At 30.5% G+C, this 23907-nt stretch carries 23 protein-coding genes and 1 tRNA gene; 6 read left to right on the top strand and 18 right to left on the bottom strand.

The genetic code is table 11. The features are described 5' to 3' along the window. Nucleotides 1-379: 379 nt before the first annotated feature. From Q0998_RS10790 to Q0998_RS10770, 5 genes are all read right to left on the bottom strand, one after another. The gene (locus tag Q0998_RS10790; RefSeq protein ID WP_299669890.1) at nt 380-1081 is read right to left on the bottom strand and encodes a crotonase/enoyl-CoA hydratase family protein; all 702 of its coding nucleotides are present in this window, start codon (nt 1079-1081) and stop codon (nt 380-382) included. A 367-nt stretch (nt 1082-1448) separates the two neighbouring features. After that, complete coding sequence (crcB, locus tag Q0998_RS10785; RefSeq protein ID WP_299669888.1) at nt 1449-1820, bottom strand: fluoride efflux transporter CrcB; 372 nt, start codon at nt 1818-1820, stop codon at nt 1449-1451. After that, on the bottom strand, nt 1820-2782 hold the full coding sequence (locus Q0998_RS10780; protein ID WP_299669886.1) for a BT_3928 family protein: 963 nt from the start codon (nt 2780-2782) through the stop codon (nt 1820-1822). Before Q0998_RS10780 ends, crcB begins: the two co-directional genes overlap by 1 nt. A gap of 87 nt (nt 2783-2869) precedes the next feature. Continuing rightward, nucleotides 2870-3376, bottom strand: coding sequence for a DUF1016 N-terminal domain-containing protein (locus tag Q0998_RS10775; RefSeq protein ID WP_299669884.1), 507 nt, complete (start codon nt 3374-3376; stop codon nt 2870-2872). A 133-nt stretch (nt 3377-3509) separates the two neighbouring features. Continuing rightward, nucleotides 3510-4046, bottom strand: coding sequence for a DUF1599 domain-containing protein (locus tag Q0998_RS10770; protein ID WP_299669882.1), 537 nt, complete (start codon nt 4044-4046; stop codon nt 3510-3512). A gap of 129 nt (nt 4047-4175) precedes the next feature. On the opposite strand from Q0998_RS10770, the gene Q0998_RS10765 reads away from it, so the two are divergent. The 3 genes from Q0998_RS10765 to cdaA are packed head-to-tail and all read left to right on the top strand — an operon-like array spanning nt 4176 to nt 6390. Next, complete coding sequence (locus Q0998_RS10765) at nt 4176-4757, top strand: TIGR00730 family Rossman fold protein (RefSeq protein WP_299669880.1); 582 nt, start codon at nt 4176-4178, stop codon at nt 4755-4757. 1 nt (nt 4758) lies between these two features. After that, nucleotides 4759-5580 (top strand): dihydropteroate synthase, encoded by an 822-nt coding sequence (gene folP, locus Q0998_RS10760; protein WP_299669879.1) that lies wholly within the window; start codon nt 4759-4761, stop codon nt 5578-5580. 33 nt (nt 5581-5613) lie between these two features. Continuing rightward, on the top strand, nt 5614-6390 hold the full coding sequence (gene cdaA, locus Q0998_RS10755; protein ID WP_299669877.1) for a diadenylate cyclase CdaA: 777 nt from the start codon (nt 5614-5616) through the stop codon (nt 6388-6390). Nucleotides 6391-6393: 3 nt separating this feature from the next. Here cdaA and Q0998_RS10750 read toward each other — a convergent pair whose 3' ends face one another. Both Q0998_RS10750 and truA read right to left on the bottom strand, forming a co-directional pair. Next, nucleotides 6394-8160 carry an ABC transporter ATP-binding protein gene (locus Q0998_RS10750; protein WP_299669875.1) on the bottom strand — a complete coding sequence of 589 codons (1767 nt, stop codon included), beginning with the start codon at nt 8158-8160 and terminating at the stop codon, nt 6394-6396. 3 nt (nt 8161-8163) lie between these two features. Further along, nucleotides 8164-8889, bottom strand: a complete 726-nt coding sequence (gene truA, locus Q0998_RS10745) for a tRNA pseudouridine(38-40) synthase TruA (RefSeq protein WP_299669873.1) — start codon at nt 8887-8889, stop codon at nt 8164-8166. Between the two features lie 96 nt (nt 8890-8985). Here truA and Q0998_RS10740 point away from each other — a divergent pair, with 96 nt between their 5' ends. Further along, nucleotides 8986-9483: a metallophosphoesterase family protein gene (locus tag Q0998_RS10740; protein ID WP_299669871.1), complete on the top strand. Its 498-nt coding sequence runs from the start codon at nt 8986-8988 to the stop codon at nt 9481-9483. Here Q0998_RS10740 and Q0998_RS10735 read toward each other — a convergent pair. The 4 genes from Q0998_RS10735 to Q0998_RS10720 all read right to left on the bottom strand — a co-directional run bounded on the left by Q0998_RS10735 (nt 9470) and on the right by Q0998_RS10720 (nt 13553). Then, the gene (locus Q0998_RS10735) at nt 9470-11260 is read right to left on the bottom strand and encodes an ATP-binding protein (RefSeq protein WP_299669869.1); all 1791 of its coding nucleotides are present in this window, start codon (nt 11258-11260) and stop codon (nt 9470-9472) included. The genes Q0998_RS10740 and Q0998_RS10735 overlap by 14 nt on opposite strands. Nucleotides 11261-11281: 21 nt before the next feature. After that, nucleotides 11282-11998, bottom strand: coding sequence for a hypothetical protein (locus Q0998_RS10730; RefSeq protein ID WP_299669867.1), 717 nt, complete (start codon nt 11996-11998; stop codon nt 11282-11284). A 171-nt stretch (nt 11999-12169) separates the two neighbouring features. Next, a complete protein-coding gene (locus tag Q0998_RS10725; protein ID WP_299669866.1) occupies nt 12170-12835 on the bottom strand; it encodes a response regulator transcription factor in 666 nt (221 codons plus the stop codon). Nucleotides 12836-13121: 286 nt separating this feature from the next. Further along, nucleotides 13122-13553: a DUF4293 domain-containing protein gene (locus Q0998_RS10720; RefSeq protein WP_299669863.1), complete on the bottom strand. Its 432-nt coding sequence runs from the start codon at nt 13551-13553 to the stop codon at nt 13122-13124. 195 nt (nt 13554-13748) lie between these two features. On the opposite strand from Q0998_RS10720, the gene rho reads away from it, so the two are divergent. Further along, entirely contained in the window at nt 13749-15461 is a 1713-nt protein-coding gene (gene rho, locus Q0998_RS10715) for a transcription termination factor Rho (protein ID WP_299669861.1), read from the top strand. Nucleotides 15462-16015: 554 nt separating this feature from the next. Here rho and Q0998_RS10710 read toward each other — a convergent pair. The 7 genes from Q0998_RS10710 to Q0998_RS10680 form a co-directional block, all read right to left on the bottom strand. Then, complete coding sequence (locus Q0998_RS10710; RefSeq protein ID WP_299669859.1) at nt 16016-18139, bottom strand: peptidylprolyl isomerase; 2124 nt, start codon at nt 18137-18139, stop codon at nt 16016-16018. A gap of 123 nt (nt 18140-18262) precedes the next feature. Next, the gene (locus tag Q0998_RS10705) at nt 18263-19528 is read right to left on the bottom strand and encodes a hemolysin family protein (protein WP_299669857.1); all 1266 of its coding nucleotides are present in this window, start codon (nt 19526-19528) and stop codon (nt 18263-18265) included. Nucleotides 19529-19543: 15 nt separating this feature from the next. Continuing rightward, nucleotides 19544-19744 (bottom strand): hypothetical protein, encoded by a 201-nt coding sequence (locus Q0998_RS10700; RefSeq protein WP_299669855.1) that lies wholly within the window; start codon nt 19742-19744, stop codon nt 19544-19546. 4 nt (nt 19745-19748) lie between these two features. Next, complete coding sequence (gene lptC, locus Q0998_RS10695) at nt 19749-20312, bottom strand: LPS export ABC transporter periplasmic protein LptC (RefSeq protein WP_299669853.1); 564 nt, start codon at nt 20310-20312, stop codon at nt 19749-19751. A 4-nt stretch (nt 20313-20316) separates the two neighbouring features. Then, entirely contained in the window at nt 20317-21636 is a 1320-nt protein-coding gene (locus Q0998_RS10690; RefSeq protein WP_299669851.1) for a hypothetical protein, read from the bottom strand. 17 nt (nt 21637-21653) lie between these two features. Further along, complete coding sequence (locus tag Q0998_RS10685; RefSeq protein ID WP_299669849.1) at nt 21654-22940, bottom strand: hypothetical protein; 1287 nt, start codon at nt 22938-22940, stop codon at nt 21654-21656. A 1-nt stretch (nt 22941) separates the two neighbouring features. Further along, on the bottom strand, nt 22942-23664 hold the full coding sequence (locus tag Q0998_RS10680) for a type III pantothenate kinase (RefSeq protein ID WP_299669847.1): 723 nt from the start codon (nt 23662-23664) through the stop codon (nt 22942-22944). Nucleotides 23665-23784: 120 nt separating this feature from the next. Between Q0998_RS10680 and Q0998_RS10675 the strand changes: the two genes are divergently transcribed. Next, nucleotides 23785-23857, top strand: a tRNA-Phe gene (locus Q0998_RS10675). Nucleotides 23858-23907 lie beyond the last annotated feature (50 nt).

Here is a 23907-nt window from a genome sequence, read left to right as displayed (position 1 = left end):
TAATACAGCCCGTGTAAAACTAATACTGTAATTTAGTTGGATAAATTAAAAATAAAACGGAGTTATTAGACGAACTGCCGTTAACACCAAGAAAAAATCATCTAGACCTTGAAGTAAAAGCTGGTGTAAAGGTTTTTGAAAAACATTAGTTTTAGAAGCTACCTATTTGCCGCAGGCAGGTTTCCGGTTTTCATTAACTCATTTTTTTTACCCTGAAATAAATTTCAGGATAAGAAAAAGTGCTCAAACAATTAGCCTTTTTTGAGTGGAATCAAAAGGTTTAAATTTGAGCTAAACTTGTTTGTCAACTTTTTTATATTCAAAAATTTGTAGAAGATCTACCTGTTTATTATGGATTCCTGCCTTCTCAGGAATGACATTACGGATTTATAGAGATATTTCCTTTTAAATCCAATGCAATCGCTTTTTCTAAATGCTCTAAATGTTGTTTCCTCACTTTTAGTTTTGTTTCTGAATGTGCTCTTTTGTTCAATTTAGAAAACATTTCGGCTGCTTTGATTGCAGTTGGCAACAAATCATCTTCTGGAACAATAACATCTAAAAAACCTGCATGAACCGCTTGCTTCGAATTATAAATTTCTGCATTGTTTACACTTCTATTTAAATATACTTCAGACAAACGGGCTTTTGCAATGGCAATTCCGGCATTGTGCATGGTCATACCAATCTGTACTTCATTTAAACCGATTTTAAAATCGCCTGCTACTCCAATTCTATAATCTGAAGACAATAATAAAAAAGCACCCTTCGCAATTGCATGTCCAGAACAGGCAATAATAATTGGTTGCGGAAATGATAACATTTTTAAAGAAAGCTTAGAACCTTTTGACACCAATTCTTTAGCAGCTTCTGGTGATTTTGTCATTACTTTTAAATCGAAACCCGCAGAAAATATTCCTTTTTGACCTGTAAGAATTACCACTTTATTTTCTTGTTTAGCTTTATCTAAACTAAGATTTAAACCAGCTACCACTTCATGAGATATCGCATTTGCTTTTCCGTTTTTAATAGTAATAATTGCATAATTTTCTTCTGATTTGTAGGTTACAAATTCGTTCATAAGTTCATTGTTTTTTTTGTTTTTTACCACATAGAAAGCATCGCTCATATAGCTCTGTGTTTTCTAAAATTTCTATACCCGTTGTGCATTTTGAGTTAAATGTATTCCAAAATGTCAGTTCGAGTGATTTTTGATAAAAAAAATCGTATCGAGAACTAGTTTAGAAACGAAAATTCTTATTCTCGATACAAATTTCACTTATTTCAATCGTAAAATTCACTCGAATTGACAGAATTTATCAAAATGCACAACAGGTATTTCTATATATTATTTTACCGTTTTCATTTTACTTTTCAAACAGCTTTAAAGTTGCATTAAAAACCCCAAAACTTATGTTTTCTATGTGCCTATGTTGTACATTAAAATTTTAAATGAATTTCACCAAATACATTCCTGCAAAAACGGCTAAAAAACCAATTACAAAACTTGCGATTGTATAGAAAGCAAAACTCGTAAAATCTCCTGATTTTAAAAATAAATGATTTTCATAAGCAAAGGTGGAGAAAGTTGTAAAACCGCCACAAAAACCTGTTGCTAATAAGAGTGTATGATTTTGAGTTAGGGTTTCGCTTTTTGCTGCATAGCCTAAAATAATGCCTATACATAAACTTCCTAAGATATTCGCTACAAAAGTTCCGTAAGGAATTCCAGTTTCAGAATTATTTAACCATTTACCGACCAAATATCTTAAAACACTCCCAAAACCACCACCAATAAAAACGAATAAAAGTTGTTTCATTATAGTGCTATTTCATCAACATCAATAAAATTTTTCTTTTGGGTCACTATTCCTTTCTCTAAAATCATCACTCCAGGATTTGCTCTAATCATGGTTTTCAACGTAGTTTCATCACAAAAAAGAAATTCGAACGGTAGATTGTATTTTTCTTTAGCCAAAAGTAAATCGTCTGAAAATGATGCGGAAACGCCATATACAGTATATCCTTTTTTAGTGGCTCTTTCTGCCAGCTCTTTTATTGCTGGAAATCCGGATTTGTCTGCTTTTTCTAAATTGTAAACAATTACCAATAGCACTTTTTCTTTTTCTAATAAAATAGGTGCCAAATCTTGTTGGGTGTCTTCTAGCATAAAATCGTGTACAGGAGGAATAGCACCATCCTCTGGGTATTTCATTCCTTCTTTTAAATCTTTGCCAATTGCATAGGCTCTAAAATCGATTATAGGTAAATGTGTCAATACATGTTGTACAATAAATAAGAAACCTGCCAATGATAAAAAAGTAATCAGCTTTGGAATTTTGCCTTTAAAAATCGGTTTTATGAATTCGATTTTAATTAATAGCAGTAAGATTAAAACAATTAAAATTACATTTTTGTAAAAGGTTTCCCATGGTGTAAGTTTGATGGCATCTCCAAAACAACCGCAATCTGTTACTTTATTATAAAAAGCTGAATACCAAGTTAAAAATAAGAAGATTAAAGTCAAAATAAGCAAACTCCAAACAGTAAATTTAGGTTTGTAGCCAATTAAAACCATAACTCCTAAGAGGATTTCTGCTATGATTAGCAACACGGCAAACGGTAGCGCATAGGGAATTAAAAATTCCATATTTAAAACCGATTCAGAGAAATATTCTTGAAATTTGTATTGGGAACCAATGGGATCTACCAATTTTACAAAGCCTGAAAATATAAATAAGACGCCTACTATAATTCTTGCAATTTGGATTAGCAATTTCATAATTCTTTATTGATTTTTATCATTTTGCACAACCTATTTTTTGCAATTTCTATAGCTTGATGCAGTTTGCTTTTTAATAATTTAATATCAGGAAGTTCTGTAAGGTATTCTGCTATTTTTATATTGCTTTCTTTCATAAAACATCGAGTTTATTCGTTCTTGCAAAGTTCTCGTACTCCATCTTTTTATTTTGCACATTTCTATATAAAAACTTCTTTTTATAGGCTCTTTAATATAAATTAATGCTCTAAGATGTGTCCAACTCAATTCTCTACTCAGTGCGTAGAGAATTTCTTTATCATCAATTATCTCCGCAATGCGGAGACAATGTCTTAATTGTTTCTCACTCCAACCTTTACCGTAAGTTTGTGTTAGTTGGTTTGCTAAAGTTTCTACAATTTGCTTACCATATTCAGCTCTTTTTTGCAGTAATATTTCTCCATTTATTCGTTTACCAATTTCCCAATATAACAAACTCATTGAAGAATTGACAAGTACAGAGAGATGTTGTTTATTTTGTTCTATAAGCGTTTTTAGTTCGCAGAAAACTTGTGATTTTCCTTCCGAATTTTCTAAAAAAACTTCTTTACTCATAAACTTAATTTAAAACTTCCCAATCCAATTTTCTTCATTCTGAAAAAAAACACCCGAACTGACAGTAACCTTTTACGCTTTCACTTTGCAACTTTATTACTTTGAAATTCTACAACTTTAAAAACTTTGCAACTTACGCACCCAAATGAATCATCGCAAAAACAGCGTAATTCATCATGTCTTGGTAATTTGCATCGATTCCTTCAGAAACAATTGTTTTTCCTTTATTGTCTTCAATTTGTTTTACGCGCAATAACTTCTGTAAAATTAAATCTGTTAAAGAAGAAACACGCATTTCTCTCCAAGCTTCCCCATAATCATGATTTTTATTTAGCATTAATTCTTTGGTAATCTTGCTATGTTTGTCATACAAAATGGTTGCTTGTTCTGTATTCAAATCAGGATTTTCTACAACGCCATTTTCTAACTGAATTAGTGCCATTATTGAATAATTGATGATTCCTATAAATTCAGATTTCTCTCCTTCATCTACCCTACGAACCTCATTTTCTTGCAATTGTCTAATTCTTTGTGCTTTTATAAAAATTTGATCTGTTAGAGATGGCAAACGTAAAATACGCCATGCACTTCCGTAATCAGACATCTTTTTTATGAATAAACTTCTACATTCATCTATAACAGCATCGTATTGTTTTGAAGTATCTTGCATTTTTGTAAAAAAGTATTTTTCCAAATGTAGTAAATCTTAAAAGCATTTCATTTATTTTTACCATGAATTTATCAACGTATCATGAACTTTTACAGAGAGAATTTTCAGGAATAATTTAAACATTCATAAATGAATCGAATTGTCGTTTTTTGTGGTTCTAGTTTGGGTTTTAATCCTATTTACAAAGAAGCTGCTGCTGAATTAGGGAATTATTTTGTACAAAACAAAATAGGTTTGGTGTATGGTGGCGGAAAGATTGGAATGATGGGGATTTTAGCTGATACCATTCTAGCGCACAATGGAGAAGTTATTGGTGTTATTCCGAAATTATTAGAAAAAGAAGAAGTTGTACATGCTGAAGTTGAAGAAATGATTGTTTGCAAAAACATGAGTGAGCGCAAAATAATTATGAGCAAATTAATTGATGGCTATATTACACTTCCTGGAGGTTTTGGTACCTTAGATGAACTTTTTGAAGCACTTACTCTAGGACAATTGCACATTGAACAAAAACCTGTAGGACTTTTAAATGTCAATGGTTTTTTTGATGCGACGTTGTTACAACTAGATACAATGGTAGAAGAAGGCTATTTAAAACTAACCAATAGAGCCATGTTATTGGTTGCAGATTCTGTAGCGGAATTAATGTATAAAATGAACAATTACAAAGCACCAGAAATTAGTCATGTAATTCATAAAGTAGTATCTTAAAATGACCATAAATTGTAAGGGAAATTTAGTAGATTTATCATCACCAAAAGTGATGGGAATTTTAAATATAACGCCAGATTCTTTTTTTGACGGTGGAAAATATAAAAATGAAGCTGAAATTCTACATCAAACTGAAAAAATGCTGTTAGAAGGCGCAACATTTATAGACGTTGGTGCCTATTCTTCGAGACCTGGTGCAGCTCATATTTCTGAAGCATTAGAATTACAGAGAATACTACCTGTAATTGACTTATTACTCAAAAAGTTTCCTGAAATTATTATTTCTGTAGATACTTTTAGAAGTAAAGTCGCCAAAAAAACCATCGCAATTGGTGCTGCAATTATCAATGATGTTTCTGGCGGAAAAATGGACGCAAAAATGTTTGAAACTGTGGCTGATTTGCAAGTTCCTTATATTTTAATGCACATGTTAGGAACGCCACAAAACATGCAAAAAAACCCTGTTTATAAAGATGTTACCAAAGAAATTATTTCTTTTTTTGCAGCACAAATTTATAAATTACATCAACTAAAACTCAACGATGTGATTATAGATGTTGGTTTTGGTTTCGGAAAAACAAGTGCTCATAATTTTGAACTTTTAAAAAATTTAGCACTTTTTAAAAGTTTAGACACGCCAATTTTAGCGGGAATTTCCCGAAAATCGATGTTGTATAAAACCTTGGATATTTCTGCAAAAGAAGCTTTAAATGCAACTACTTCTGCAAATACCATTGCACTTTTAAACGGTGCACATATTTTACGCGTGCATGACGTAAAAGAAGCTATGCAAGCTGTAAAAATTGTGGAGCAACTAAAGTAATTTTGTATTTTAGCCTAAAATCACCAAGTTTCTATGTTCGATTTTATTGAATTTTCCTTGTTAGATATTTTAGATATTTTGTTAGTAGCAATACTTCTCTATTATATTTATAAACTTTTAAAAGGAACTGTTGCCATCAATATTGTGATTGGTATTGCTTTTATTTTCTTCATCTGGAAAATTACACAAGCCTTAAAGATGGAAATGCTGAGTGGAATTTTAGGCTATTTACTTTCTGGTGGTGTTATTGCCTTAATTATTGTATTTCAGCAAGAGATTCGAAAATTTCTATTGATGATTGGTACTACAAATTTCACCAACAAACGTAGTTTTTTAAAACAGCTTAAATTTTTACAGACAGAAATAAGTTCAGAAATAGATACGGAAACTATTTTAGAGGCCTGTAGAAAAATGTCGAAAACAAAAACAGGGGCTTTAATTGTTATTGAAAGAACAAATAATTTAGATTTTTTAATAAGTAACGGAGATACTATGAATGCTCAAATAAATGAGGCTATTTTACAAAGTATTTTTTATAAAAATAGTCCTTTGCATGATGGTGCTTTAATTATTAGAGATAATTATATTGTAGCTACTAGAGTTGTTCTGCCAATTTCAGACAGCACAAAAATTCCAGCAAGATTTGGACTAAGACACAGAGCGGCTATTGGTGTTTCTGAAAAAACAGACGCTGTTTGTTTGTTAGTTTCTGAAGAAACTGGTGAAATTTCTTATATAAAGGACGGTGGTTTTGAACTCTACCAAGACTTTGAGGAACTGAATGAGAAGTTAAGAAAAGATTTAATGTAATTCTTATGAAGCCATATCTAAACTAAACTGTTTGTCATATAAGTTTTTGTAGTATCCGTTTTCTTTTTCTAACAATTCTGTATGCGTTCCTTCTTCAACAATTAAACCTTTATCCATCACAATAATTTTATCTGCTTGTTTAATGGTTGCTAATCTATGGGCAATTACAATCGATGTTCTATCTTTTGTAATGGTTTCTGTAGCATATTGTATCATTTGCTCTGCATGTGCATCTACTGAAGAAGTAGCTTCATCTAAAATTAAAATACTTGGCTTACTCACATAAGCTCTTAAAAAAGCAATCAATTGTCTTTGCCCCGAAGAAAGCATCGCTCCACGTTCTTTTACGTTATAATCATAACCTCCAGGAAGTGTCATTATAAAATCATGAATTCCAATTTGTTTTGCTGCATCTAAAACCTCTTTTTTTGTAATATTTTTATTTTTTAGCGTAATATTATTCAATATTGAATCTGAAAATAAGAAAACATCTTGTAAAACAATAGCCACTTGATTCCTTAAACTTTCTAGTTCGTAGGCATCAATAGCAATTCCATCAACAGAAATAGTGCCACTATCAATTTCATAAAAACGATTTATCAAATTTATAATCGTAGATTTTCCTGCACCTGTTGCGCCAACAATTGCAACCGTTTGTCCGCTTTTAACGTTTAAATTAATTCCTTTTAAAACTTCTTCATCTGCTACATAACTAAATCTTACCTCTTTAAAATGAATATTTCCTTGAAGCTTTTCTGCTTTCATAGTTCCGTTTTTAGAAATAGCGCTTTCTGTATCAATAATTTTAAAAACACGTTCTCCAGAAACAATTCCCATTTGCAATTGATTAAATTTGTCTGCAATTTGTCTTAAGGGTCTAAATAACATTTGTGCCATTTGTACAAATGCCATGACCGTTCCAGGTCCAGGAACTGCGCCACCAATAACTTGTTTACTCCCAAACCAAACAATTAAACCAATACCAATTGACGATAAAATTTCTGCTATTGGAAAGAAAATAGAGAAATACCAAATTGTTTTTATATACGCTTGTTTGTGTTTGTTATTGATTTCTTTAAAGTTGTCATATTCAATTTTTTCTCTATTAAAAAGTTGCACAATTTTCATTCCTGTGACTCTTTCTTGAACAAACCCGTTTAAGTTAGCAACCTGATTTCTTACCTCTTGAAAAGTTGCTTTTATGGCTTTTTGAAAAACTTTGGTTGCATATAATAGTATTGGTAGAACTGCGATGGCTATGAAGGCTAACTTCCAATTGATTACAAACATTACAATAATAACTGCAAACATTTGTAAAACATCACTTACAATTGTAAAAACACCACTGCTAAAGAAAGCTGCAATGGTTTCTATATCTGAAACAACTCTTGTGACCAATCTACCAACAGAATTCTTATCAAAATAAGACATTCTAAATTGTAAAATATGTCTAAAAATTTTTGCTCTAATATCTCTAATAATATGTTGACCAACCCAATTGGCAAAATAAATAAAGGTGAATCTTAAAAGAACTTCTATCATTAAAACTCCAAACATTAATAAAACGCTATTTATTAAGCCCTGCGTATCTTTATTTGTAATGTATACGTCTACAGTTTCTTTTAAAATAATAGGTGTTAACAAAGCTACGCCTGCTAAAAGGATAGTTGAAGTTGCTGCTATAAAAAAATTAAGCTTATATCTTTTTGCAAAACTCATGAGTCTTAAAAAGATATCCATATCAAAAGCATTTCCTGTTTTATTTGCCAAAACTTAATATTTTATTTGTGTTAAAAATAATCCTTTTGCAGGAACAGACAATCCTGCATTGCTTCTATTTTTACTTTCTATGATTTGTCTAAAATCCGCTATAGTAATTTTTCCTAAACCAACATCTACTAAGGTACCAACAATTGCTCTCACCATATTTCTTAGAAATCTATTTGCTGAAATATGGAATATTAATAAGTCTCCTTCTTGTTTCCAAAAAGCTTCGGTTACATTACAATTAAAAGTATGCACATCTGTTTTTACTTTAGAAAATGTTTGAAAATCTGTGTATTCTAATAAAATAGTTGCTGCTTCATTCATTTTAGCAACATTAGGTACTTGTGAATGAATTTGCCATGAGAAATCTAATAAAAAAGGATTTCTGCCTAACCAAATCCTGTATTCGTAGGTTCTAGTTTCCGCATTAAATCTTGCATGTTTTTCATTATTTACTAAGAAAACCTTATAAACGGTAATATCATTTGGTAAAATAGAATTCAATTTATGTACAATATCTCCGTTAATAGAATTTTCTACATCAACATGCGCAAACATTTGTGAAGCATGCACACCTGTATCTGTTCTACCTGCACCAACAACTTCAATATTATCTTGTAATACTGTACTTAAAGCATTATTTAATTCTTCCTGAACAGAAATAACATCTGGCTGAATTTGCCAACCATGGTAATTTTTTCCGTTATAAGAAAGTTCTATAAAATATCTCAAGAAAGTTGTTTTTTGGAGTCATCAAAATTACGGAATTTATTTTGTTATTAGTATTTTTGATCTTCTAAGAGCGTTAAACTTTTCTTAGTTTTTTACATGAAGAAAATACTACTACTATCTGACACCCATAGTTATATAGATGCACAAATTTTAAAGTTTGTAAAACAAGCTGATGAAGTTTGGCATGCAGGAGATATTGGAAACTTAAATGTGACTGACACCATACAAAAACTAAAACCTTTAAGAGCTGTTTTTGGTAATATTGATGATAAGGATGCACGGTCTGAATTTCCTTTAGATTTAAAATTTGAAGTCGAAAAAGTACCTGTTTGGATGACTCATATTGGTGGATATCCTAATAGATACAACCAAAGAATACGAGAGGAAATTCAGAAAAATCCACCAAAAATCTTTATTGCTGGGCATTCTCATATTTTAAAAGTACAATATGATAAAACATTAAACTTATTACATTTAAACCCTGGAGCCGCAGGAAACCATGGTTTTCATAAAATAAGAACCATGCTTCGATTTTGTTTAGAAAATGGAGAGATTAAAAATTTAGAAATTATAGAATTGGCTAAACGTGGTTAAATGTTTCTTTTTCTACTACTGGCAGTTCTACGAAGATTGTTGTACCTAAATTGATGATAGATTCTATTTGAAATTTACCATTCATCATTTGAATTCTAGCATCTATTTGATTGATTCCCAAACCATCTTTGTCAGAAATTTTCTTTTTATTGAAACCAATACCATCATCAGAAATTTCAAAGCAAATTTTATTATGCTCTTCATACAATTTGAGCATTGCATTTTTAGCTTTGCTATGTTTTAAAATATTGTTTACAAATTCTTGAATAATATTATAAATTTTAATTTCAAAATTTTGATGATACCTTCTTAGACCATAAATATTTGTTTCTATGTTTATGGCAGAATTCGAATATTTTGTTGCCATATCATTTACGGCATAATTCAAACCAAATTTTAGCAATACAGAGGAAACTAAGGTGTGCGATAAATCTCTTATTTTTTGAGAAGCTTCTGCAATGATATGTTGTGTTTTATCTATTTCGATGGGTGTTTTTCCATTAAACTGTTGTCTAGTAGCAATGAGATGGAGGTTCGCTGAAGATAACAACGCGCTTACACTATCATGTAAAGTTTCTGCGATTTCCTTTCGTTCAGATTCTTTACCATCTATGGTAGCATTTAAAATTCTTGTTTGAGATTCTGATTTTAATTTCTCAATATTTTGATTTTGTATCAATTGCGTTTGAGATAATTTTAAACGAAGATTTTTTTGTTTTAATTTATAAAAATTCAAAAAATAGAGTAATGAAAGAATGATAACAAGGCTACCTATCGCAAAAAGCCAAAAAGTTCTTTGATTTTTAAGTCGCTTATTTTCTTCTTCTTTTTTTACATCTTTTATATTATACTTTGCAGCAATTTCTGCTGCCATTCTTCTAACTTCTTTATCTCTAATTCCATCTTCTATCTCATAAGAAAGCTCTTGGTAATCATAGGCTTCATATTCTTTTAGATTGCGCATTGCCCATGCTAAATTATAATATAAATCTGCCTTTAAGCTTACAGCGTTTTGATTATTGTCATTTTTAATTAATTGTATTCCTTCTAGATAAATTTCTTTTGATTGCTGAAAATCATTTAACGATAAATAAATATTCGCTAAATTCATTTTAGCTTTAGATTCTCCGATCTTATTATTAGTCTTAGAAATAATTTTAATTGATTTTTCTGCATATAATATGGCTTTATCATATATAGAATCCATTTCATAAAGTCCTGATAAATTAGTAAATGCAGAAGCCTTATATTTTAATATGTCATTATTTAAACTAGGTAGATTTTCAATTTTTTTAAAATAATATTTAGCACTATCTTTCGCTAATTTTTTCTGAAAGGAGCTTCCAATTCGTAGGTATATTTTTGCAAAATCTTTACTTTTAATATAGTTAATATCATTGTTTTCAACTTTATTGTTAATTAATAATAAAGCTTCTTTATAATTCGACAAAGCTCTTTTATGATTATTAGTTTTGTCATAAATATCTGCAATAAGTGTTTTAGTTAAATAAGATTCATACATTAATTTATCATCTTTTATAAAATCATATAAAGAGAGTGCTAAATTTAAGGCTTCAATATATTTTTCTTTCCTATAAATATCTAATATAAGATTGTATTTTTTTTCAAAAATAGAATCAGATTTAACAATAAAAACTGAAGAAGTTTCATTGTTAGAAACCTCTTCAGTAACATATTTTTTTTTAGGGGTTGCTTTTAATTGGTATAAATTAAAAGAAATAAATATGAGTAAAAATAACTTTGTTTTATTTTTCAAATGTGTTTAGGACTTTATTTTCTATGAAGGTGTGGTTTCTCCACTTTCTCCATTATCAACGGCAACTCTTGGTTTTCTTCTAATAACTTCTTCTTTAGAAGCATATCCCTTCTGTAAATTATTATTTGAAAAATGATTAACAAAATCTATTCTTAAAGCTTTTCCATCTTCTTTTATTAAATTTCTATTAAAAACTGTCTCTTTAGATTTTCCGCTTTCTAAATGAATCTCATAAATACTATCATCTTCATTATACACAAAATCTACAGCAACTTTATTATTTACTGTAAAATCTAGGTTAAAGGTACCATCTTCATTACTGGTAATACTATATTCAGATAACATTTCGTCATTTTTCTCACTTGTTTTAGCAAAAGAAATATTATCATCTTTAATAGTAATGTTAGAATTTCTATTTGTTCTTGTATCTATAAAACCAACACTTAACTGATTCCCATCAATTAGTAATTCTTCAGATTGTCTTTTGCTTGTAGCAAAATCTGATTCATATAAATGAAACTCATTGGTATTGGTTTCATAATTTTTTATCTTTTCAGATTTTGTATTCTCTTCTAAATCTAAGTCTATAGAGTAGGCACCAGATGCATCTCTTTTTACTTTATAAGATTTTAATGAGTTTTTTAATTCTGCATTAGCTAATAAGTTTTCATCGTTTGAGCACGAAGAAAAAATAAATGCCGAAGTAATGATAAGGGCGAATAACTTAGTAATTTTCATAATAATGGATTTTTAAAAGTTCAATTTCAATTGTTAACTAGGGGAAGTTATGTCTTAAAAAAGGAGAAGCAATGTATACTTAATATTAGTAACCAATTGGGGGGATAGGGGAAAATTTAAGTTTTTTAGGGGACAGATTTTTATATCTAAAACTTAAAATTTAGGGATAGGTTAAACTAATTTATATTTTACTGCATACATTGCTAATCCTACTGAATTTTTTACATTTAATTTTTTTAATAATTTCTTTCTATATGATTCTACAGTGTGTGGACTCAGATTCATTCTATCTGCAATCTCTCCTGTACTTAATTCTCTTGCCACCAACCTCAAAACATGCTTTTCATTATCTGTTAATGTCTCAAACAAAAAATCTTCTGGCATATCTCCTTTTTTAGCTCTTTGTCCAGACAACGCTTTTATCAGCTCATTTTGGATATCATTACTAAAATATTGTTCTCCTCCTGCAACAGCTTTAATCGCTTTTATAATGTGCTCTCCTGCATTGTTTTTAGAAATATAACCACTAGCACCTAACTTTAGAACTTCTTGAACAATTTTAATATCATCATAACTAGACAAAACAATTACTTTTTGATCTAATCTCTTTTCATGAAAATATTTTAAGACCTCAAAACCATCTAAAACAGGCATTGTGATATCTAATATTAGAACATCTGCTTTATTTTCCTTGTTTTTAAACCAGTCAATCACTTCTTTTCCAGTTAAAGAAAAATCTCTAATCTCAATATCTTCGTCAGTATTTATTACAGCAATGATTCCTTCAATTAATATCTTGTGATCATCAGCTACGTGAACGTATATTTTCTTTTTCATTATTACTCTACAAATTTAAACTAGATAATTAAACTACACAATCCCTGAAAACAGTATATTTTTAGTATCCCTGAATTCAGGGATAGGCATCCCTGAATTCAGGGATAATGGCTATGCTAAGTTATTGAATTTCAATTATTTAAAAAAATATATTTTTCACCCTTTTTTAAGAGCTAAAAAAATAATTTTCAAAAAATAATTTTCAAAAAATCCTAATTTCGTATAAAAATAAAAAACCGAGAATACATCTCGGTTTTTTTCGCACTAATATACTAAGATGTTAGTTTTATCGCAATCTGTCTGCAGATTTTACAAGATCTTCGTCCTTTTTAATAGCTCTATTTGCCAAAACAAGAAGCAAAATAGCTAAAATTGGTACAAACATCCCAATACCATTCTCCGAAACTGCTGTTTCTCCAGGTAAAGTTAGCGACACATAAATCAATAATCCTAATAAAATAAGGTTTACCAAAATTGCTAAACGACCCATAACAAATTGTAGCTTTCTATTTTTAAATAAGAAAATAGCTACAAAGGCTAAAAGTGCCGATATTAAAAATAAAACAGGAATTCCCTTTAATAGGTAAGATTCACTGTTTAATAAATCTAAAGCAAAAATTTTTTTCTGAATAGATTTCCACAAATTAAAAACAAAAATTAAAACTCCAGAGATTATAGAAGCTAGTAATAAATATACTGATTGTATTCTTTGTATCATTTGTAATTTCTAACCGTACAAAAGTAGCACATTCTTTTTTAAAAAGAAAACCCAAAACTAAAAAAAAATGCATATATTTGTTTCATAGATAACCGCACAAAAGCTATTCTGTAGAACTATACTTAATAGCACCATTCAAAAAAACATACAAATCTTACAAAAATTAAGATTCATATTTAACTTAACAATTTTATAATGTTCGAAATTTCAGAACTAAAAGCAAAAACCCTTGCTGACTTACAAGGTATCGCTAAAACTATTGGGCTTACCAAAACTAGTCAATTAAAAAAATTAGATTTAGTATATCAAATTTTAGATACACAAGCTGCAAATCCTTCCAAAGCAAAAGTAGCTTCAACAACTAATACAAAAGAAGTTGATAAAAGTGATAAACCGAAGAGAAAACGGGTAACTAAAAAACCGCAAGCTATTGAAAGGTCTCAAGCAATTGAGAAGGCTCAAATTACTGAGAAAGCTCCAGTTACAGAAAATACCGTTGACGCTACTGAAACTATTATTCGTAAAAAGTCGAAACCCGTTTCAAAACTTCAAGGAAAGGCTCCTATTAAAAAAGAAGTAAAGCAAGAGGATGTGAAAGACACCGTTATTTCTAAAGTAAAAGAAGAAAAGCAGGTACAAAAACCTGCCAATCAACCAAACAAACCACAACAAAACAGAAATAACCCACCGCAAAACAACAAGTCGAAAAGCAACAATCAAAATAGAGATAAGAGCAGCTCTAGAAGCAATGGCAATAAATCTGGAAACAGGTATAGAGACCCTGATTTTGAATTTGATGGAATTATTCTAAGCGAGGGTGTATTAGAAATGATGCCCGATGGTTATGGTTTTTTACGTTCTTCTGATTATAATTATTTATCTTCTCCAGATGATATTTATGTTTCTCAGTCTCAAATTAAATTATTTGGTTTAAAAACAGGAGATACTGTTAAAGGAAATGTACGTCCTCCAAAAGAAGGCGAAAAATATTTCCCTTTAATTAGAGTCTCAAAAATTAATGGTCTAAATCCGAATGTTGTTAGAGACAGAGTTTCTTTTGAACATTTAACACCTTTATTTCCTCAAGAAAAATTCAATTTAGCAGAAAAAGGAAGTTCTTTATCCACAAGAATTATCGATTTATTTTCTCCTATCGGAAAAGGACAACGTGGAATGATTGTGGCACAACCTAAAACAGGTAAAACCATGTTATTAAAGGATGTAGCCAAGGCAATTGCCATGAACCACCCAGAAGTCTATCAAATCGTTTTATTGATTGATGAGCGCCCTGAAGAAGTTACAGACATGCAAAGAAGTGTTCGTGGAGAAGTAGTTGCTTCTACTTTTGATGAGCCAGCAGATAAACATGTACGTGTTGCCAACATTGTTTTAGAAAAAGCAAAACGTTTGGTAGAATGCGGGCATGATGTGGTTATTCTATTAGATTCAATCACCCGTTTGGCAAGAGCTTACAATACCGTGGCACCTGCATCTGGGAAAATACTTTCTGGTGGTATCGATGCCAATGCATTGCACAAACCAAAACGTTTCTTTGGTGCTGCAAGAAATATAGAAAATGGAGGTTCATTAACTATTATTGCAACGGCACTTACCGAAACGGGTTCTAAAATGGACGAAGTAATCTTCGAAGAATTTAAAGGAACTGGAAACATGGAACTTCAATTAGATAGAAACATTTCTAACAGAAGAATTTACCCAGCTATCGATTTAATTAAGTCTTCTACAAGAAGAGACGATCTCTTATTAGACGCTAAAACTGTACAAAGAATGTGGGTTTTACGTAAATATTTAGCAGATATGAATCCTATTGAAGCGATGGAATTCATTAATGAAAGAATTAAGTTTTCTAAAAATAATGATGAGTTTTTAATCTCAATGAACGGTTAGAAATTTCAACTAAAATTCAATCTGTACAAACCTTTTTGAGCAATCAAAAAGGTTTTTTTATTTGCAGCTAATTGCTGCTTTCACAACATGTTTTTTTTAGTTTTGTTCTCGTACAAGTTTGTTGAAAAGAGCGAACTAATTAGAACTCACAACTAAAAAAAGAACTCAAAAAATTAGTCCGTCTTTAGACTATCGAAGACGATTGCTTATGATGAACTATTTAAGTGGAGATTCCTGTTTTCACAGGAATGACAAAGAGTAAGAATCATAATGGTTTTTTTGGTGTTGAGGCGCGTTTAATTATTGAAGAAACTTCGACAAGCTTGACATTTTGATTTTAAATTGAATTTTGTTTGTACTTTAAAATTTCCATATTTAATCAAAAAAAGCCGTTTATCAGTCTGAGCAGAGTCGGAAGACTCAATCTATATGATTTTGGGAAGTTTAATACAGTATTCACTTCAAAATATAGGATAGATTCAACTACTCAGAAAATAAAAAAATCCGTTCAAAATTAATTGAACGGATTTTTATACTAAAATGAAGTATGTTTCTTAGTTAGAAACGTACATATTTGCTCTATTATCTTCTATATCTGACGCTTTTTTAATTGCTTCGTATATTTTAAAGGTCAATCTTTTTCTCGCTTCAGAAATCTTTTTTCTGTTTGTTTCATAGTTTGGTAAGGCCGTTGGTAATTCTCTTTTAGTAACTTTAAAAGAAAACACACCTCTATTACCTTCTACGCTATTGTATATTTTATCTAACGCTGCATTATACATGGCACCAACAACTTTAGGTTCTGAACCAACACCAGATAATGAAGGACTTTTTAAGTTCACATTATTTACTGTTCTTACCGTTGTATTATTTGCTTTTGCGATATCTTCTAGAGAATCTCCATTTAATTTATCAGCAATTAAAGCCGCTTTCTTTTTATTGAGTAAAATAGGTCTTACACTGTTGATTGCTTTTTCTACAGGCATCAAACCTTTTTCTGTTTTTTCTGTTACTACAGCAACAACATAGCTTCCTTCTAAATCGAAACGTTTAAAATCTCCTTTTTCTGTATCTCCTTTAAAAGCCCAAGAAACAATTTCTCTCTGATTTCCAATACCAGGAACATTTTCATCTAAAACTTTTAAACCCACAGCTGGCTTTAGCGTATAGTTGTTTTCTTTGGCAACTGCATTGTAATCTTCACTTTTAGAAATTGCCAAAGCAAATTGCTCTGCTTTTTGAAAAAAGTCATTTTCTGTAGCTTCTGAAGGAACTATTTTTCTTGCGAAAGTTGCTAGTTTTAAAACTTTTTGTTTGTTTTTGGTATCATCAATTCTAATTACATGATAACCAAAAGGCGTTTCTACCACATCTAAAGCACCTTTTTTATTTGTAAAAGAGAAATCTCTAAAAGCGGGTGTCATTCTGTTGTAGTTGAACCAATCTAAATCTCCTCCTTTAGCTCCAGAACCTTTGTCTGAAGAAAAATTCTTTGCCAAATCTTCAAATTTATTTCGTCTTCTTTTAACTACTGTTAAAAGACTATCTGCTAATTTTTTAGCTTCTTCTTTTGTTCTTATTACATCTGGCGTAGCTCTTTGAGCACCCACAAAAGGAATTAAGATATGACTTGCTCTAACAGAATCTGGCATGTTAGAAACTTCTGTAATTTTAGAAATCTTAAAAAAGTCTTGATCTTTATAAGGTCCAAAAACATCGCCTTCTTTTCCATCAAAAATTTCTGAAGCTATGGTTTGATTGACATCATTTTTAAATTTATAGCTCAAATCTAAATTCATATCAGATCCGTTTTCATTTAAAAACTCTTTATCTTCTGTCGTATTTTTAAAACCTACAACGGTCTGTTTATTTCTGTCTAAAGTATTATCGATCAACTTCGCTACTTCTTGTTTGATTGCTTCTTCATCTTCTGGAGTTGCTTTAATATCAAATTTTACATAAGAGAGATCTCTTGTAGCTTCTGTTTTGTACTGATTTTTATTTTCTTTAATATAGGCTTCTACTTCAGATTTTTTAATTTTAACCAAACTATCTGCAACGCTAGCATAAGGCACATACACAAACTGACCGCTTAATTTTGTATTTTCTATAAAATATTCCGTTTCACCTTCTTTTAAAGAAGCTCCTAAACCAGCAGTAACTAGTTTATTATAAGTATTTGTTTCAGCATTGTCTTTTATTTGATTCATGTAATTAGACCATGCACTCCACATTTGAGGATTGTTTTCTTTTGTAGTAGCTAAAAAAGTTTTGAACTTCGCTTCATCGAAAAAACCGGCTTCATTAGCAAACTGAGGATTGTCTTTTACAGAAGGTGTATTGATAACTTCGTTCCAAACATCTTGTTCACCAACGCTAATACCTGCTTCTGATAATTGGTTTTTATAGATTTTTTTTCTTAACATGTTTTCCCAAACAGTATTTGCTGCTTGCATTTCAGAAACTCTACTACCTGTTTGTTGTTTATATTGCTCTAAAGCGGCTGCAAATTCTTGTCTAGAAATTGTTTCTCCATTTACTTCACCAACTTCATTTACTTTTGTTGAATTAAAAAAATCTCCTAAAGTAGAAGGATCTAATACAAAAGCAAAAAGTGCCAAACCAATTATAATTATTAGGAACATTGAGCGTTCTCTAATTTTTGATAAAATTGCCATACGTCGTTTATTTATTTTCAGTGGGCGAATATACGATTTGGGTTTTAATATTGCAACCCATTTTAAACGAAATACCTAGGAAGTTGATTCGTATGTAAAGAGAAAGTAAAGATGTAAATTCTGCTAGTCTTCTGGAGCTATTATTTTTAAACAAACATCGTCTATTTTTGCACCACTTGTTTTTAATATTCGAAATTCAAATTCTTCGATATCTAAAACTTCATTCTCTTCGGGTATATTTTCTGTATGCTCTATAATAAAACCACCTAGCGTTTCATAAGCTTCAGATTTTGGAATGTGTAAACCATACTCTTCATTTAAATAATCTACTTCTAATCTTGCAGAAAAGTTAAACGTTGTTTCATTTACTTTTTCCTCAAGGAATTCTTGAGAATCGTGTTCATCTTCAATTTCACCAAACAGCTCTTCTACAATATCCTCTACAGTGATCATTCCAGAAGTACCTCCATATTCATCTACAACAACAGCTACACTCTTGCGTTTTTTCATTAGAATATTTAACGTATCATTAATCATCATCGATTCTGGTACTAGCTCTACAGGCAATAGAATAGACTTTATTGTTTTTGGTCTTTTAAAAAGTTCAAAAGCATTTACATAGCCAATAACATCATCCATAGAGGTTTTATAAACCAATACTTTAGACAAGCCTGTTTCTATAAAAATCTTCTTTAGATTGGTTACTTTTTCATGAGTTTCTACCGCAATAATCTCGGTTCTAGGAACCATTACTTCTCTGGCTTTTACATTATGAAATTCTAAAGCATTTTGAAAAATCTGAATTTCAGAATCTACTTCTTCATTTTCGTTTCCTGTTTCTAGCTGTTCAGAAATATAATTCCCTAATTCTTCTTTACTAAACTCAACTTGCTGTTCATCTGCGTTTGTTTTAAAGAAAACTCTTAGAAAGAAATCTGAAATTACAGTGATGAATTCTGAAAAAAAATGAAACAGCACATAGAAAAAATAGGCGGGTACAACAAAGATTTTTAAAACTTTGTTTGCATAAATTCGAAACAATGCTTTTGGTAAAAACTCTGCCGTAACAAGAATTATAATTGTAGAAATTATGGTTTGTATAAGTAATATAGAAAATTCATTGAAACCTTCTAATGGTAATATTCTTATCAAGAATTTCCCCATAAAATAACTATAAATTACCAATGAAATATTATTGCCCACCAACATTGTGGTAATAAATTTTGAAGACTTTTGGGTAATTTTATTTAAAATTTTAGGAAGAAAACCCTCTCTCTTCTTTTCTAATTCTATGTGTAATTTATTTGCAGAGACAAATGCAATTTCCATTCCCGAAAAAAATGCGGAAAGTAAAATTGAAATGAATATAATAACGAGTTCAATTTCCATTCAGAAATTTATAAACTATTTGTTTTGATTGTTTCTCTTTTCTACTTTTTTTCTAAAATGTCTTTTAAAGAAAAATACTAAAGTAATAAAAATTGCAAAACCAAGAAATAAATAAGACCTACTTCTGTCTATATTCCAACGTACAATTCCTTCTACGACACAAATAAATGCCACCATTAAATAACCGTATTGAAAAAATTTCCAAATTCTATTCATAATTTTATTCTTGAGTTTCTAATCTTCCTGTGGTTTTTTTTGCTAAATACTTACTTAAATCTTCTTTGCATTCAAAACCAATTCCTATAACTGTATCTTTTTCTTTATACAAAGTAAAGGGTTTTTCTGATACAAAATATTTTGTTTTCTGATCCCAAAACAATTGATCTGTTTCTAGTCTACTTTTATCTGTATGATTTAAAACAACTACATTTCCTCTTATTTCCGAAATTTCTGTTTTTGCATAAGATAGTGCATAATCTCCAAGAATTGTTACAGAATCCTTTGCATTGTTATTAAAATTAATAATTTTAATTCCTTTTGGAAATTCATTGTAGGGATGCTTGTTTCTATTGCTAAAATCTAATAATAATGGTGTAATGAGTTTAGAGGTAATGCTCCCTGAATCTTTATACACATGATAAGCATTTTTAGCTTTACCAATAGGCAGATTTTTTTCTTCTAACAAGTTACGAACTTCTTCAGAACTATTAGAACAAGAAAAAAGCATTACTGTAAAAGAAATTACAGTAATGCTTTTTATACATATTTGTTTATAGTTTTTCAAAAAACTATTTTTTTGGAATTCTAACGGTTTCACCAATCCAACAACCAATTTTATAACTTGCTCCTGGTGTCATACCTGCTGTAAATATTACAGATTGATTTGGTGAATTTGCTGCATAATTTCTAATGTATTTTCTTGCAGTTGAAGACATACTAGGGTCTACAGCTGCTGCTCTTCTTGCTTTGTTTAAAGCGGCAACATAGACCATTCTTTTTTCAAATTCATTGCTTCCACAATTATTTACACTAGAAGCATACAAGCTTGCAATAAATAAATAGGCTCTTCCTGAATTAGGATTAAAAGTTAAGGCTTCTCTAGCCAAACTTCTAGCTTTACTTAATTGACCTCTATCTTTCGCCGCTTGTGCAAACTTCAATTTATATTTTGCTTTCTTTAAAGGATCTGTCTCTAAATCGAAAGATTTTTGTCTCATCGCACTTGCTCCAGCAGTATCGTCATTATCTTCTAAAACATTTGCTAAGAAAGCATAGGCTTCTGGAGACGGAGAAGCTTGTGCAAAAGCTCTTACCAATTTCTCAAACAAAGGATCTTTCTGACAACCTTTATTAAACATTCTAGAAACCGATCTTTTCAACCATACAGCATTCGTTTTGTTTGCTTCAAAATCTCTTTGATATAAGGGTACTAAACGTTCACAAGTAGCTATTTCAGAAATAATAGCATCTAAACCGCCCTCTACCTGACCTAAAGCTTTTGAATTAACGCTGTAAGCATGTATCAATTTTTTATTATTTATAGAGTCTTTGGTTAATTCTACCAACTTGGCTGCATAGCCTTCTAATTTTAAATTTACATTTTCTATTACATCATCATAGGTATCAAAGACCCTTTGAGGAGTGGTGTCTTTGTTTCTATCAGTAACTCCCTGAAAATACAAATATAAATTCTTTACACCCATTTTTGTTGGGTCTATGCTGTATCCTTTTTCAAGAATTGTAAAAATTTCTTCTTCTGAAGCTAACTTGTTCTCTGCTAAATAAGTTGCATAATCACTATGAACTTTTGCGGGATTCTGTTTTGGGAAATATTGCAACCTTTGTTCGTAAACTCTTTTTGCTAAAGCAGGATCTTTCTTAACTTCTTCAGCTAAGGTAGCTCCATATTTATAAATATTTACAGACAAATCTTTACAATTGTCCATTAAATATATCCAATTTGTATAGGCATCTTCATATTTCTTAGACTGAAAATCTCCTTTGAATAGATTGTACTTAATAGTACATTCTCTGTTTGCATCCTGTCCATTTGTTTCTACAGTTGTTATAAACAACATCGCAGCTAATAAAAACGTAATTTTCTTCATTTTTGTTGTATTTTGAGTTAATCAATTCTTCTTTTAACGAACCATCTATCATTTAATGATAAGCTGAGCCTAAAGTTAAAATAATTTTCTTGAATTAAGTTGTTCGAAGTCGTTCCTCTTTTCCCGTATTCAAAACCTAAATTAACATTAGATAGTTGTTTCAGTGGTAAACCTAATCCAAAAGACATGCCAAAGTCGCTTATAGACGTAAAATTCGTACCAGCGCCAGCACCATCAATAGCCAAACCTACCTTTTCAAATCGCAAACCCGCTCTATAAGTAACTCTATTCCAATAACTTGAAATTGAATTTATTTTTGGTAAATAAAATCCTCCTAAAGAAAATCTATTTGATTTTTCATATCTGTAAGAAGAATTTGTATTGTTGGTGAACCCTTCTTGCTGCAGAGCGTCTTGAGATTCATACTCTAAACCTATGTGCCATTTATCGTACTTTCCCATACCCACTCCAAAATTTGTTTGTAAGGGTAATTTGTATTTTCCATTAACAGCTCCACTAGAAATTGTGTCTCTAGGAATATCTGTACCAGCGCTAGAAATTGTTAATGAATATAAACTTTCATTTCCTGTGGATGTCAAATCGTTACCAAACTTAAAAGTAGCACCTGCGCTTATGTATAAGCTTTCTTTTAGAAATTTTTGATATTGTGTTCCCAATTTTACAGCGCCTCCTCTAATAATATTTTCTTCAGTATATTTCGTAGCCAAAGTAACATCTGCTCTTTGGTTAGTTATGCTATTTTCTATATTACCAAAACTATAATCGGCTTCAATACCTATAGAAAATTCTTTTGAAATCTTTATTCCAAAACTACCGTAAATACGATTTACACCGCCTTCGCCTGAATACAGAGTAATTGCTGTTAAATCGTCATTCGCATCAAAATCATTATTGGTTAAAGAATACCCCACAGAAGAAATGGGCTGTAATCCTAAAGAAAAACCCGCTTTACTACCAATTGGAAAACCCAAAGCGATATAACTTAGACTCGTTGAAGTAGCACTTTGCTTCGTATTTTCTGTCTTTAAAGTTAAATCATTATTTAAAACCCCAAACGAATAGGTTGTTTGTCTTAGAAACGCATTTGCTGCAGGATTTGTAAAATTTAAATATTTATAGTGATTAAATGCAACACCTATTCCACCCATACTATTGTTTTCAACAGTTCTTGGGCTGTATTGTTCTCCTACTCCGAAAAAAGAATATGGAGAAGAACTTGTTCTTTGCGCCAATAAAGTAGTGGAAGTTATCAGTAAAAAAACTACTAAAATCTTTCTAATCATTTTATTCGTTATATTTCAATATTTCATTTAATCCTTGAAGGAGAAAATTTTGATTGGCAAATATGCTACTTTTTAATTGTTTTGACAAGAAATTTGTGTCTCCTCCTGTTAAAACTACTGTTAAATGTAAAAATTCTTCTTTATAGTCATTTATTACGCCCTCAATCTCTTTTTGAACGCCATTTAAAACACCAGAGATAATACTTTCTTCTGTATTTCTTCCTATGAAATTTTTCAATTCTAAAGATGCTATTAGGGGGAGATTTGCCGTAAATATATTTAAAGCTTTATACCGGAGTTGTATTCCCGGAGAAATGGCGCCACCCAAATATTCTGCTTTGCTATTTACAAAATCAAAAGTAATACAAGTTCCGGCATCTATGACCAAAACGTTTTTATTTGGAAATTGTTTTACCGCAGCTGCAACTAGAGCAATTCTATCAACACCTAAGGTTTCTGGAGTTTTGTATAAATTGATAAAAGGAACCTTTGAAGTTGCAGAAACCACTTGAAAATGGATGATTTTATTCAATTGAACCATTTTTTTTTCTGAAATAGTCGCAACATTTGATACAATTGCAGCAGAAATTGTTCTTTTTTTTACAATTTTTTTAATTTCTGAAATTATTTTTTTCTTATCAAAAACAAACAAATCAATGAGTTTATCTTCCTCAAAAACAGCAGCTTTAACTCTTGTGTTTCCAATATCTACAGTTAGATTCATGGTACTAATTTAGATGAAAATCAAAAGTACAACAGATTTTTTTTAGATTTTCCTTAGCAGATGTAAAAAAACATTTTATATTTGCACCTGCTTGCAGACAGGCAAGTCCGCTAAGGCAATGGTACCTTAGCTCAGTTGGTAGAGCAAAGGACTGAAAATCCTTGTGTCCCTGGTTCGATTCCTGGAGGTACCACTTAAAACCCGAACTTTTTGTTCGGGTTTTTTTGTGCTTGTATTTCAACA

The sequence above is a fragment of the uncultured Polaribacter sp. genome (assembly GCF_947501385.1).
GTDB lineage: Bacteria > Bacteroidota > Bacteroidia > Flavobacteriales > Flavobacteriaceae > Polaribacter.
Note: the sequence above shows the minus strand (reverse complement) of the source record. Positions and strands in the feature narration are given on the sequence as shown.